13 protein-coding genes, 1 tRNA gene and 1 pseudogene are annotated in these 12,928 nt (G+C 64.9%); 9 read left to right on the top strand and 6 right to left on the bottom strand.

Going from position 1 to position 12,928, the window contains the following annotated elements; genetic code table 11:
- The first annotated feature begins 28 nt into the window (after positions 1-28).
- From moaC to F573_RS0103965, 5 genes are all read left to right on the top strand, one after another.
- Positions 29-523 (top strand): cyclic pyranopterin monophosphate synthase MoaC, encoded by a 495-nt coding sequence (moaC, locus tag F573_RS0103985; RefSeq protein ID WP_018869003.1) that lies wholly within the window; start codon positions 29-31, stop codon positions 521-523.
- Entirely contained in the window at positions 520-2,790 is a 2,271-nt protein-coding gene (locus F573_RS0103980; RefSeq protein WP_019021531.1) for an AsmA family protein, read from the top strand. Before moaC ends, F573_RS0103980 begins: the two co-directional genes overlap by 4 nt.
- A 97-nt stretch (positions 2,791-2,887) precedes the next feature.
- Positions 2,888-3,946 carry an A/G-specific adenine glycosylase gene (gene mutY, locus F573_RS0103975; protein ID WP_019021530.1) on the top strand — a complete coding sequence of 353 codons (1,059 nt, stop codon included), beginning with the start codon at positions 2,888-2,890 and terminating at the stop codon, positions 3,944-3,946.
- A complete protein-coding gene (locus F573_RS0103970) occupies positions 3,930-4,205 on the top strand; it encodes an oxidative damage protection protein (protein ID WP_018869000.1) in 276 nt (91 codons plus the stop codon). Before mutY ends, F573_RS0103970 begins: the two co-directional genes overlap by 17 nt.
- Positions 4,206-4,298: 93 nt before the next feature.
- Positions 4,299-4,374, top strand: a tRNA-Phe gene (locus tag F573_RS0103965).
- A gap of 73 nt (positions 4,375-4,447) precedes the next feature.
- On the opposite strand, the gene F573_RS0103960 is transcribed toward F573_RS0103965, so the two are convergent.
- The 3 genes from F573_RS0103960 to F573_RS0103950 all read right to left on the bottom strand — a co-directional run bounded on the left by F573_RS0103960 (position 4,448) and on the right by F573_RS0103950 (position 5,871).
- Positions 4,448-4,711 carry a Txe/YoeB family addiction module toxin gene (locus F573_RS0103960; RefSeq protein WP_019021529.1) on the bottom strand — a complete coding sequence of 88 codons (264 nt, stop codon included), beginning with the start codon at positions 4,709-4,711 and terminating at the stop codon, positions 4,448-4,450.
- The gene (locus F573_RS0103955; RefSeq protein WP_018868998.1) at positions 4,704-4,964 is read right to left on the bottom strand and encodes a type II toxin-antitoxin system Phd/YefM family antitoxin; all 261 of its coding nucleotides are present in this window, start codon (positions 4,962-4,964) and stop codon (positions 4,704-4,706) included. The genes F573_RS0103960 and F573_RS0103955 overlap by 8 nt, the downstream gene beginning before the upstream one ends.
- A 274-nt stretch (positions 4,965-5,238) precedes the next feature.
- Positions 5,239-5,871 (bottom strand): DUF429 domain-containing protein, encoded by a 633-nt coding sequence (locus tag F573_RS0103950; protein ID WP_019021528.1) that lies wholly within the window; start codon positions 5,869-5,871, stop codon positions 5,239-5,241.
- Positions 5,872-5,943: 72 nt separating this feature from the next.
- Between F573_RS0103950 and def the strand changes: the two genes are divergently transcribed.
- Positions 5,944-6,480, top strand: coding sequence for a peptide deformylase (gene def, locus F573_RS0103945; protein WP_026300793.1), 537 nt, complete (start codon positions 5,944-5,946; stop codon positions 6,478-6,480).
- 24 nt (positions 6,481-6,504) lie between these two features.
- On the opposite strand, the gene F573_RS0103940 is transcribed toward def, so the two are convergent.
- Complete coding sequence (locus F573_RS0103940) at positions 6,505-6,825, bottom strand: hypothetical protein (RefSeq protein ID WP_018868995.1); 321 nt, start codon at positions 6,823-6,825, stop codon at positions 6,505-6,507.
- Positions 6,826-7,182: 357 nt separating this feature from the next.
- On the opposite strand from F573_RS0103940, the gene F573_RS0103935 reads away from it, so the two are divergent.
- Together F573_RS0103935 and F573_RS0103930 are read left to right on the top strand one after the other, a co-directional pair.
- Positions 7,183-7,434, top strand: coding sequence for a type II toxin-antitoxin system HicA family toxin (locus F573_RS0103935; protein WP_019021526.1), 252 nt, complete (start codon positions 7,183-7,185; stop codon positions 7,432-7,434).
- 10 nt (positions 7,435-7,444) lie between these two features.
- Positions 7,445-7,891, top strand: coding sequence for a type II toxin-antitoxin system HicB family antitoxin (locus tag F573_RS0103930; protein ID WP_019021525.1), 447 nt, complete (start codon positions 7,445-7,447; stop codon positions 7,889-7,891).
- Positions 7,892-7,926: 35 nt separating this feature from the next.
- On the opposite strand, the pseudogene F573_RS14175 reads toward F573_RS0103930, so the two are convergent.
- Positions 7,927-9,731: pseudogene (locus F573_RS14175) on the bottom strand (DEAD/DEAH box helicase).
- A gap of 272 nt (positions 9,732-10,003) precedes the next feature.
- Here F573_RS14175 and F573_RS0103920 point away from each other — a divergent pair.
- The gene (locus F573_RS0103920) at positions 10,004-11,377 is read left to right on the top strand and encodes a hypothetical protein (protein ID WP_019021524.1); all 1,374 of its coding nucleotides are present in this window, start codon (positions 10,004-10,006) and stop codon (positions 11,375-11,377) included.
- A 135-nt stretch (positions 11,378-11,512) separates the two neighbouring features.
- Here F573_RS0103920 and F573_RS0103915 read toward each other — a convergent pair whose 3' ends face one another.
- A complete protein-coding gene (locus tag F573_RS0103915) occupies positions 11,513-12,925 on the bottom strand; it encodes a hypothetical protein (RefSeq protein WP_019021523.1) in 1,413 nt (470 codons plus the stop codon).
- Positions 12,926-12,928 lie beyond the last annotated feature (3 nt).

Raw genomic sequence — 12,928 nt, 5'->3', positions numbered from 1 at the left:
GTGGCTTTCAAACAAGCATTATAGCCGGATGACCGACTTCACTCATTTTGACGCCCACGGCCATGCCCACATGGTCGATGTCGGCGACAAGGCCGTCTCCCACCGCGTGGCCATCGCCGAGGGCCGCATTCGCATGCAGCCGGAGACCCTGCAGAAGGTCCGCGAAGGCAATCATTCCAAAGGGGATGTTCTGGGCATTGCCCGCATCGCCGGTATCATGGGGGCCAAGCGTACCGGGGACCTGATCCCGCTGTGCCATCCCATCGGACTCAGCCGCGTGGCGGTCGAATTCGATCTGGAAGATGACGCGGTCGTGGCCCGGGCAACCTGCGAAGTACATGCAGTCACCGGCGTGGAGATGGAGGCCCTGACTGCGGTCTCCGCCACCCTTCTGACCATCTACGATATGTGCAAGGCCGTGGACCGGGGCATGGTGCTGGAAACGGTCCGGCTTCTGGAAAAACACGGCGGTCGCAGCGGCAGCTGGAAGGCCCCCGACCCGCAAGGAGATTCCCGAACATGAAATGGATCAAGCGCCTGTTTGGCCTGATCGGCATCCTGATCCTCGTGGTGATCGTCGTCGCCGCGTATCTGCTGGTGACGTTCGACGCCAACGATTACAAGGAGCGCATCGAGGCCCAGGTGCACGAACAGACCGGGCGCGATCTGGAACTGGCCGGCGATGTCAGCCTGACGCTGTTCCCCATTCTCGGCCTGCGCCTGGAAGACGTGCGCTTCGGCAACGCCGAGGGCTTCGGCGACGAACCCTTCGCCGAGCTCGACGTGGTGGACGTGGCTGTCGCGGTCATGCCGCTGCTGCGCCGCGAGCTGGAAGTGCAACGGGTTGAAGGCGACGGCGTGCGCCTGAACCTGGCGCGCGACGAGGACGGCCGCAACAACTGGGACGACCTCGCTGCCCGCGCCGACGAGGCCCGTGACGAGGCCGTGACCGGCAACGAAGAAGAAGAACGCACCGCCACCGAATCGCGCCTGGCCATGGAACGGATCGATATCGCCGGCGTCAGCCTGACCAACGCCCGCGTGGTGTGGGACGACCGCGAGACCGGGATGCGCGCGGTGCTGGACCCGTTCAGCCTGCAGGTGGGCCGCTTCCAGCCCGGCGTGGAGACCCGGCTGGAAATGTCCGCCGCGCTGGAGGCCGAGGGCGGCGCGCTGGAGCAGCCGCTCAGCACCACCATGGACCTGACCGGACTGGTCAACCTCGACCTGCTGAACAATCGCTATGCAGTGCGTCGTCTGGACCTGAACCTCGACGTGGAAGGCGGCCCGGTGCCGCAGCCGATGACCGTCATCTTCCGCAGCGACGTGGCGCTGGAGGTGGACGAAGACGACACCCGCCTGCGCATGGAGCGCCTGACCCTGGAGGCCTCCGAAGTCACCCTCACCGGGTTTGCCGAACTGGGCAACCTGCAGGGCGACCAGCCACAGATGCGTGGCGAACTGCGCTCCAACACCTTCAACCTGCGCTCGGTCATGGACGATCTGGGGCTGGAAGCCCCGGCCACCGCGGATCCGGATGCCCTGCAGCGGGTCGCGTTCGACCTTTCCGCGGCCGGTACGCCGGGCAACCTGGAACTGTCGCCGTTCCTGTTCACCCTCGACGACACGACCCTCAGCGGTGACGCCACGCTGGACACCACCGGCGAGCGGCCGCATTTCGGTTTCGACCTGCGCGGCAACGAGCTCAACGTCGACCGCTACCTCCCGCCGGAGGTCGAAGAGGCGCGCACCGGCGAAGCCAACGGCACCCCCGACGAGGAAGAAGCCGAGGAGCTGCGGGTCGAACTGCCGATGGAAGCCCTGCGTTCCGTCGACGTGGACGGCAGCCTGGCCCTCGATGGGCGCCTGATCCTGATGGGCCTGGAACTGCGCGACATCGCGCTGGACATCCGGGCGCGCGGCGGCGACTGGGTGATCGACCCGCTGTCCGCCACCGGCTACGACGGCGAACTGACCAGCCGCATCCAGCTGGACGCCTCGGGCAGCCAGCCGCGCTACGGCCTCACCACCGACCTGACCGGTCTGGACATCGGCGCCCTGCTGGACGACCTGCAGGGTGACGACGCCATGCTGCTGGGCACCGGCAACCTCGCACTCGATATCACCACGCACGGCGAGGCGCTGTCCGACCTGCGAGCCAACCTCAACGGCGATGGCGACATGCGCTTCGAGGACGGCGCGGTGCGCGGCATCAACGTCGCCGACATCATCCGCCGCGCGGAGGCCCGCATCCGCGGCCGTGAATACGAGTCGGACGAGCCGCGGCAGACGGACTTCAGCGAGATCTCCGGCAGTTTCGACATCGAGAACGGCGTGGTCTCCAACAACGACCTGGAAGGCAACTCCCCGCTGCTGCGCGTCCGCGGGGAGGGCTCGGCCGACCTCAACGACGAGTCGCTGGACTACCGCGTGGACACGACCCTCGTCGGCACCCTGGAAGGCCAGGGCGGACGTTCGCTGGAAGACCTGCGCGGCGTCCGCCTGCCGATCCGGATCAGCGGCACGTTCGACGACCCCAGCTTCCGCCTCGACCTCGAATCCATCCTGCGTGAACGCGCCGCCCAGGAGCTGGGCGTGGACGAGGACGAACTGCGCGACGAGGCCACCCGCCGCCTGATGGAGCGCCTCGGCGTCTCGCGCGACGAAGCGGACGAGGAAGAAGCAAACGACGAACAAGCCGAAGAAGCTGACGAAGACGAGGAAGACGAAGAGGCCGAACGCAGCCTCGAGCAGGAAGCGGAAGACCGCATGCGGGAACTCCTCGAGTAAACCGGGGAACCCGGGTCACCCGCACTCGTTCAACCCGACCACGAACACCGACGCCCGGGCACATCGCCCCGGGCGTCGGCGCCTCCTCCCCGCCATCATGCAACCCTTCGCCCAACGCCTGCTGGACTGGTTCGACCACCACGGCCGTCACGACCTCCCCTGGCAGCAGCACCCGCGCACGCCCTACCGCGTATGGGTCTCCGAGATCATGCTGCAGCAGACCCGGGTCGAGACCGTCATCCCGTATTTCGAGCGCTTCACCGCGCGCTTCCCGGACGTGCAGAGCCTGGCGGCCGCCCCCGTGGACGACGTCCTCGCCCTGTGGGCGGGCCTGGGCTATTACGCCCGTGCCCGCAACCTGCACCGCTGCGCCCGGACCATCGTGGAAGACCACGACGGCCATTTCCCGCGCGAACGCGTGGCGCTGGAGGCCCTGCCCGGCATCGGCCGCTCCACCGCCGCCGCCATCCTCGCCCAGGCACACGACGCCCCCGAGGCCATCCTCGACGGCAACGCCAAGCGCGTACTCGCCCGCCACGCCGCGGTGGACGGCTGGCCCGGCAGCACCGCCAGCCAGAAAACCCTGTGGCGCGAGGCCGAGGCCCGCACCCCCGCCAGCCGCTGCGCCGACTACACCCAGGCGATCATGGATCTGGGCGCGCTGGTATGTACCCGCAGCCGCCCCGACTGCCCCGCCTGCCCGGTGGCCGAAGACTGCGGCGCCCGCCTGCAGGAACGCACCACCGAGCTGCCGCACCCGCGGCCGAAGCGCGAACGCCCGACACGCACGCGCTGGGCCGCCCTGCTGCACGCTCCCGAGGGCATCTACCTGGAACAGCGCCCGCCCAGCGGCATCTGGGGCGGGCTGTACACCCTGCCCGAGGCCGAAGACCCGGAGCATCTGGAAGCCTGGGTGCGCACCCACTGGCCGCACGCCGAGGCGCTGGAAGGCGACGCACTGAGCCACGGCTTCAGCCACTACCAGCTCGACCTGCGCGTGCAGCGCTACCGGCTCCCGGCGGGTGAGTGCGGGATCATGGATGCCCCCGGGGTGATCTGGTATAAACCGGGCCAGTCGCGGCCGGCAGGCATCCCGGCCCCCATACAAGGCTTACTCCAAAGCGAAAAGGATTCCGGCCATGGCACGAACCGTTAACTGCGTAAAACTCGGCAAAGAGGCCGAAGGCCTGGACTTCCCGCCCTACCCGGGCGAGATGGGCAAGAAGATCTACCTCAACGTCTCCAAGGAAGCCTGGAACGCCTGGCTGAGCCACCAGACCATGCTCATCAACGAGTATCGCCTGACCCCGGTGGACCCCAAGGCGCGCAAGTTCCTGGAAGAGGAAATGGAGAAGTTCCTGTTCGGCGACGGTTCCGAAAAGCCCGAAGGCTTCGTCGACCCCAACCAGTCCTGAAGCCGGCCCCGGGGCGCGCCCTTGACGTGAGCGCCCCGGACCGCTTTAATACTGCCCTTCGCCTCGCGGCGAACCCCGCAACAAGTCAGCACTGGCCGGGTAGCTCAGTCGGTAGAGCAGGGGATTGAAAATCCCCGTGTCGGCGGTTCGATTCCGTCCCCGGCCACCATTTCCTTTCCGCAATCGTCTTCTCGCGTCCGCATGCCCCGTTCGGCGAGGGCCAGCGGTCGCATCTATCGCGCTCAATAGTGGTATCTGCAGGAGATGACGGTGATGGACGAACCGTCCACGGCATAGACCAGGCGATGGGTGTCATCAATACGGCGCGACCAGAAACCAGCCAGGTTCTCCTTGAGAGGTTCCGGCTTGCCAATGCCTTCCAGCGGTGACCGCTTCACCTCCGCGATCAACTTGTTGATCCGCCTGAGGGTCTTCCGGTCCTGGGCTTGCCAGTAGATGTAGTCGTTCCATGCTTCGTCCGTCCAGCAAAGGAGCCGACTACTCATCCCCGTCTACCAGCTCACGCTCGGTGGCCTTTCCTGCCTTGTATTGCGCAATGGACTTGTTGAGATGCTCGGCATTCGCCGGGGAACGCAGAAGATGCACGGTCTCCATCAGGCTGTTGTAGTAATCCAGCGACATTACCACGGCGTCTTCCGAATCGCGGCGCGTAATCACCGTGGTGTCGGCATCATCAACCACGCCATCGAGTACGGCTTTGAGGCCGTTGCGAGCCTCAGTGAATGACACAATCTTCATGGAGCCCTCCTGTACAGTCACCCGTACAAGTATAGAGCGTGCAGCCTACATGTACAATTTACGGGACAGGCCACGGCATCGGCTCGCCGGGAAGCTCCGTTTGCACTTGTGTAGACGATGGGCCCGGGCCGCCAGCGTGGTTGACCGTCCCACGCCACCCTTCAGGCTCAAGGCCACCGCCGTTGGCAGCGGGGGCAAACCGTCCGAGGCGCGCATTCAGATCGCCGGCGCCTTGACCAGCCCACCTCCGTCCACAATGCGCTGAGTCACAAACTCAACAGGCGAAATCGTACGGGTGTTGCGGCGGCTCGGCCGGGTGAATCCATGCGGAGCGGCCCCGGCTCCACTGCCAGGCGGCCCATGCCGCGGCGCAGGCGGCCACCGAATGGTCGCTGGCATCGGCGAGATCGAGCACCCCGTCCAGACCCTGCCGATCCAGCCAGGCCAGCAGGTCCCGTCGCGCGTCCGCCGCGTGCTTCATCGCCTTCAGGCTCTCGACCGAAGCGCCGCCCAGCGCCATGGCCACCGTGGGGTGCACCTCCGCCACGCGTGCATCCGGGCGCTCGGAGGCGAGCATGCGGCTGACCGCGACACCGCGCAGCGTCAGGTAGCTCATCCTCGGCGCGGAAGGCGCCATCACGGTGCCGGCCGGCAGGCCGCACTCCACCGCCAGGCGGCGCAGGGACTGATCGGACGTGCGACTGCCCCCGGCGGGCGAATACGACAGGGGGGCATCCAGACCCACCACCGCCTCAGCCGGCACACGGTCCAGGATCGCCTGATCGTCCGCCCCCGCAAGCAGCTCCCGCAGCCGGAGCGCCCCGTCCCGTTCAGCGAACACGGCCACGGACGTCTGCCCGGCACTCCCGGGCCCGGACAGATCCACTCCGACGATCCACTGCCCCATGCGGTCTCCTTTGGCCGGCTACGAACCCGGCGGGCTGCGAACGTTCTTCTTCGCTGTGGCACCATCGATGCCATGAGCGTTCGTCGAATCCTGCGTATGGGGCACCCCGACCTGCGTCGCGTCTGCGACCCGGTGGCCGATAGCGACTTCGGCAGCCCCGGGCTGCAGGCACTGGTGGACGACCTGGTGGATACCATGCACGCCAGCGAAGGGCTCGGCCTCGCCGCCGCCCAGATCGGTGATACCCGACGCGTGGCCGTGATCGAGATCCAGCCCGGCAACGCGCGCTACCCCGATGCCGTACCCACCGGCCGCCTGGTGCTGGTGAACCCGGTGGTCACCGTGCTGGACCCGATGCCGCAACGCTACTGGGAAGGCTGCCTGTCCGTGCCCGGCCTGCGCGGCGAAGTCGCCCGGCCGCGCCACATCGCCGTCGACTACCACGAGCCCGACGGCACGCCCCGCCGCCTGGACCCCGAAGGCTTCCTCGCCACCGTGTTCCAGCACGAGATCGACCACCTCGAGGGCACCCTGTTCATCGACCGGGTGACCGACACCACCCGCCTCGCCTTCCTCGAGGAATACCGCGAGTTCCACGCAGAAGCATAGGGCTCACGCCCGGCACAGGGCCGGTCAGTCGTGCACGATGATGCGGGAGCCAGCGGCGTCGATGTCCACGCGGGAACTGGAGTAGTCGCAGGCCTTCGCGATGTCCTCCAGCGCCGGCATGTCATTGAGCTCCGCCAGACGATGCAGCAGGCTGCCGCCCTCGCAGTCACGCGGCATCCCGCCGTCGTCCAGCGTGCAGCCGAACTCGTCCCCGTTCACCGACCAGTCCATGTCGGCGGGCATCTTCAGCACCACCGGTTCTTCGTGCATCACCTGGAACTTCGCCCGCATGGCGTTCCTGCCGTTTTCCCAGTCCAGGGCCGGCATGTTGTCTACGCTGCGCATGGTATGCCTCCTTCGCGATTCCGCGAGGTTGCAACGGGTTTGCCGGAGCCGTTCCCTGCCCCTCTCCTTTGACGCTAGACGCCGTCCACGAGGCGGTCAAAGGTGACCCCGGCGGCGATGGGGAAGGATTCGTGTGGTCCATTACCGTTTGGTGGACTCCTTCAACAGGTGGCACACCGCAGGGCAAGCGGCAATTGCCCCCGAAGTTCTCGCTCCCGATCAAGCTATTTGGCGGTCCAGGACGTCGGTTCAAGGGCCCGCCCACGCGCATGGAGAGCCGTAGGTCCCTGACTACGGTGAAAAACTGGAGCCCGGACCGAGCATCAGCTACACAACAGCTTGACGACTCGTACACAAATGTACGAGTCTATGGGCAAGGGATTAGTGGGCCGCAACATGAATGGAAACGAGTACCTGAAGCGGCTGCAGAAGCTGGGAAAGAAAACCGGCACGCCGGTTCAACTGGTCGAGCACCAAGGGAAAGGGAGCCATGGCCGAATCTACTACGGTGACCGCTTCACGACACTGAAGGACCGTAAGAAGGAGATCGGCCCCGGGCTGCTGAAAGCCATGTGCAAGCAGCTCGGTATCGACCCGAACGACATTTGAGGACAGAGCCATGCGCTACGCATACCCCGTACAACTCGAACGCGACGAAGGCGGCCACTACCTGGCCACGTGCCGGGACGTGCCCGAGGCCCTGACGGACGGGGAATCTCAAGAGGAGGCGCTGCGCGAAATGGGCGATGCCCTGGGCGCGGCGCTCGCTGGCTATGTCATGGAGGGGCGCCCCATCCCCTCCCCCACCGACCCAGAACCGGGCGAGGCCATCGCGCCGGTGTCGCCCCTGATCGCCGCCAAACTCGCGCTCCGGGTCGCCATGCGGGCGGAAGGGGTCAGCAACTCGGAACTGGCACGCCGAATGGGCAGCCATGAGGGTGCGATCCGGCGGCTAATCGACGTGGATCACCGCTCCAGGATCGAGGCGGTCCACGCCGCGATCGCCAGTCTGGGTCATGGTCTCGTCGTGGAGGATGCTCGCCCCTTTAAACCCGTCGCAGCATAGAGGGTAACCGCCAGCGCCCGCCCGGGCCCGCGGGTTCAGGCCTGCGCGGCCTCGCCGATGCGGCGGAGGAAGGGGGCCTGCGGCGGGCCGGTGACGATCAGTTCGTCCATGGCCCGGGTCATGGCCACGTAGAGCAGGCGGGCCTCTTCGGCCTCGCGCTCCTCGGCGGTGTCCATCTCGCCCAGGCCGGTCAGGGCCACCACGGGAAACTCCAGGCCCTTGCTGGAGTGCATGGTCACCATCTTCACCGTATCGGCCGGGGTGGCCGACTTCTGGCGATTGCGGTCCCCGAGGTTTTCCAGCGGGATGCCCGCACGCTCGAACACCGCGCGGATCTTGCCGGCGGCGGGCACGCGGCGGTGCAGCACGGCCATCTCGCTCCAGGGGCGGCCCTGTTCGTGCAGCCGCTTGAAGTGCCCGGCGATGTATTCGATCTCCTGCGGCTGGCCGGGCAGGGGGATGATCGCGGGCTCCGGGCCTTCGCGGCCCGCGCTTTCCGGCGGCACCAGCGGGATGCCGTCCTCCTCGGCCTCCTGCGGGTCCAGCAGTTCGCGGGCGAAACGGGTGGCCAGGTCCAGCACCTGGCGGGTGTTGCGGTAACTCACCCGCAGGATGGTGGTGCGCCCGCGGGCCTCCACGCCCACGCTCGAGAAGCTGAACCGGCTCTGGCTGCGGCCGTAGATCGACTGGGCGTCGTCGTACAGCACCAGCACCGAGTTGGTGTCCGGATCGACCATCTGCGTGGCCAGCCGGAACCAGTGCGGCTCGAAGTCGTGGCCCTCGTCGATCATCACCGCGCCGTACTGCCCGCCGGGGATCTGCCCCTGGTCGACGCCGTCGATCACCTGCTGCACCAGCTGGTCGAAGAAGGCCCGCTTGTCCGTGTTATTCGGCGGTGGCGGCACGTTGTAGGTGCGCAGCTGCGCGTGGCACCAGCGATGGAAGTTGTACACCACCACCTGATCGCCCGCGCCCTTCTCCGCCAGGATGGCCTGCAGGCGGTCGGCCAGGGTGCGGTTGTAGCACAGCACCAGGATCGGCTTGCGCAGGGCCCGCGCCAGATGCAGGCAGCGGTAGACCAGGATCAGCGTCTTGCCCGCCCCGGCCGCGCCATGGATCACCCGGTGCCCGGTTCCCAGGCTGCGCGCCAGCTGCTCCTGCTGCAGGTCCATCACCCGCATCAGGTCCGGGAGCACTTCGGCCGGGGATTCGGTCTCGTCCGCGTCGGGCGCATCGTCGAACAGGCTGCCCTGGCGGATGCGGATCTCGGGGAACAGATGCCCGCGGATCCGGTCGATCTGCGGCAGCGACAACCGATGCGGAACTGCACGGTGAACATGTCCCACAGCCGCTTCTGGAATTCCTCCGGATCCTGGGACTCGGTCATCTCGTCGCGACAGATGACCCGATTACCCGGAATCACCTCGCCCAGCTCCTGCTGCTCGAACTGCGCGCGGGTGATATTGGCCAGCACCACCCCGTGCCCGAACGGCAGCATCAACCGGCCCTGCAGCGAAGACCCCGGCGGATGCACCAGCTGCGGATCGCGCTCCAGTGGCTTGATGACCTGGTAGGCATACTGGCGCGCCTGCTCCAGCGGGTTGGGCACCACCTTCAGGCCCCGGTCCGTCAGGATGGTCGCCTCCTGGCGATCGATCTGCCGGATGGTCTCCAGCCGCCAGTCCTTCACCTCCAGGATCAGCAGCCCACGCTGCGGATGCAGCACGATGAAATCCGGATGCTCCGACCGCCCGCCCAACGGCACGTCGTACCAGCACAGGTAGTCATCCTCCAGGAATTGCTCCAGGCGCCGCGCGAAGCGCTTCTCGCCCGACGTCATGCGCGGCAGGCAGCTGTTCAGCGAAGGTATGAGTGTTGTCACTTCCGGGGCTCTCCCAAAGTTGCGCGGAATGGCCCCCGCTCGTCGCGACAGCCCCGCCACCGCAATCGATCTCTATCCCTCGCTACGGCCCGAAAGATCCCACTGACCGGCCCGCCGGCAAAGCGCAACTACCGAGATCGACGCTGAACCACACATAGGCTATGGTTTCCACAAGCTGACACGCAAGGATGCCGCGAAACCGATTCGCCCGGAGCCAGGAGGAGCCAACCATGACCGAGCTACCCGAATTCATCGAGTCAAGCGAACCCGCCCGGCTGATCCCCGTTACCGCCGACTCCAACAAAGAACAACGAGCGGCCTCCATCGTCCTGGCGGCCATGCGAAGCATCTACGAGCTCCGCCAAGCCATGCTGGGCTCCCTCAACGTCCGCGTCGGCAACCGTGCAAGGCTCGGCGCCTGGACCGAAGTCACCTTCAAGGAAGAGAAAAGCGCGAAATCGAGCTCCAAAAAGAACGACCGCCCCGACGGCCTTCTCGTCCTCGACACAGGGAAGAAGCGTTGGACCGCCCTGATCGAAGCCAAGATCGGCAATGCCGAAGTGGACGAGGAACAGCTCCAGTCCTACGTCCAGCAGGCCCGCGCTCACAAGATCGACGCGGTGATCACCATCACCAACCAGTTCGTGGCCCAGCCTACCCACCATCCGATCAAGCTGCCGAAGAACCAGACGCGCAACGTCGAGCTCTATCACTGGTCCTGGATGTACATCCTCACGCAGGCCACCCTCCTGCTGGAGGCGGACGGGATCAGCTCACCCGACCAGCGCTTCATCCTCGAGGAAGTGACCCGTTATCTGAATCATGACTCGAGCGGCGTCAGCCGCTTCGACAGCATGAACCGGGAGTGGAAGGACGTCGTCGCCAAGGTAAAGAACGGCGCGAAGCTGAACAAGAACTCCGAAGAGGTCGAGAACACCGTATCCAGCTGGCACCAGGAACAACGCGACCTGAGCCTGGTGCTTTCGCGGAAGCTCGGACAGGCCGTCAAACTGCGCCTGAGCCGTACGCACCGGACCGACCCTCAGGCCCGGCTGAAAAGTGATTGCGAGCTCCTCGCCTGCGAACACGTACTGCGCTGCGAACTGGACATCCCGCACGCCGCGGCAGAGCTCCACGTAGAAGCCAACCTCGAGAAGCGCGTGATCGTTACGAGCATGCGACTCGACGCACCGAAGGACAAAAAGAAGACCAGCGCCCGCGTCAACTGGCTACGCCGCCAGCTCGACAACGTGGAATCCGAGGGCTTCTTCGTGAAGGCGATCCGTCCGGGCAAAGCCGAAGCCACGCAGGCCCCTCTCGGCCTCGTACTGGAAGACCCTGAACACCTCGAGTCCGAGAATACCGACGCCGTTCCAACTGCCTTCGAAGTGCGCTATGTGACCGATCAAGCCTCCCGTTTCTCCGGCAACAAGGTCTTCATCGAGGAACTTGAGCGGGCCGTGCCCCACTTCTACGAGCAGGTTGGCCAGCGACTCAGGGCGTGGGTGCCACCGCCGCCGAAGATGAAATCCGACCCCGTCAACTCGGCATCCGAAACCGAACAAGAAGAAGAGCCCACCCCACAAGACGACAGGCCGAACTAAGGAGACGCGGCTCAATGGACCTGTGCATGGGACCGTCACTGCACACCCGGGCCGCTTTAACGCGCGGGTTGAGCCGCCGGGGAAGGCCGCCGTGCGGCTTTCCCCGGTCTGCTCCAACCCGATGTTATAGCTTTCTCACATCGGCAGCTTCCAATCCGATGCGATCTGACGAAACCTAGGATCTTCGGTCTTCGGAGGAAGATAGTGCTCTTCGTCAATCTCAAACCCTGCGGCAAGAAGGTCCCTCAATCCACCGAGACGATCTACCGACGTCAACTCTTGTGCGATGTCCTTGTAGATGTTTGTGAAACCGCTGTCGCGTCTCCAACGCAAGAAGTCTGGCCACGGAAGCTGGGTATCCACCTCTGGCACATTAGGAAGCTCGGCAACGGTTGCCACAGCGTTGTAGACCCGCGCGATCTTGCTGACCGAAATTCCTTGCGCTGTTTCGACGCCATATGCCTGGCGCAGGTGACCGGACGCCTTTTCAAGCTCACGCTTCCACTTCTGGATAGCGCGGTTTGCTTCCTTCAAACCATCCTCATCGAACGCATTTCGGATTTCCCTGAGCATGCCTCGGATCTCCTCGAAATCTGAAGTCCGCTTAAGCTCAAGCGCTGCATCGACCACTCCACGAACATCTCCGGCCTGCTGCACCAAGTAGGCGGAGAACACAGGCACATCAAACGCCACCGCTGCAGTTCGACCTTCGTCTACAATCGCCGAAACGGAGCCCTTTATATCTTCTTGGAGGGTCCCAACTAGTTTCTCCGTAAAATCATGACCATACGCCCCGGACTTTTTCATCCAATGTAACTGGTACGCGTGGCGGATCGGATGGAGAAACGTATCTGCATGAAGTGTGCGCGCGAGGAGGCTGTAGTAGATAGTCTTGTAGGACAACCAATTAAGTGAGGCGATGAACATCTCCAGCGCCCGAGTGGTACCTCCCAAGCCCCGGTTAGCCTCCTTGGCAGCGTTGACCATTTCCGCAAGCGTATGCCTCTTACCCGCCGAGGAATACAGCTCGACTCCAGTAGACCAGCGCCCGCGGGTGTCACCGGCATCGGCGAGCTCATTGAATATCGCGGCGCTCAGCTCGCTATACTTCGCGTACTCCTCCGTATTCGGCTGTCCGAGCATTTTCATCGTCAGGTAATAGACACTAGATCTCAGATCCCATGTGCAGACCATGTTCATCTTTAATTGATGTAGAAGCTCGCGGAAGTCTTCATTCACGAACTCCCCTCCACGAATCTCAGGTCGGATATTGGCTGCTTCCCGAGCCGCCTTATCTTCGACCCCTTCGAGCTTGAAATTTTTGGGGTCTATGAACCTGACGAAGTGAAATCGCGCCTCTCTTTCTTCTCGGTGTTCTTCCTTGTAGTTGTCAAGGCACACAAGGTCATCATAGAAAAGAATAGCTTGAACAAAGCTCTCCAAAGCCGCGATGTCACCGTTCACCGTGTCAGGTGTTCGCACGACGACATCGCCCATGGCCCGCTGCACCGCAGTGAGCGACGCGTTATCGATCAGAGCGTAGGACATCGT

It is taken from the genome of Thioalkalivibrio sp. ALE23 (assembly GCF_000378545.1).
GTDB lineage: Bacteria > Pseudomonadota > Gammaproteobacteria > Ectothiorhodospirales > Ectothiorhodospiraceae > Thioalkalivibrio.
This window is presented reverse-complemented; position numbering and strand designations above follow the sequence as displayed.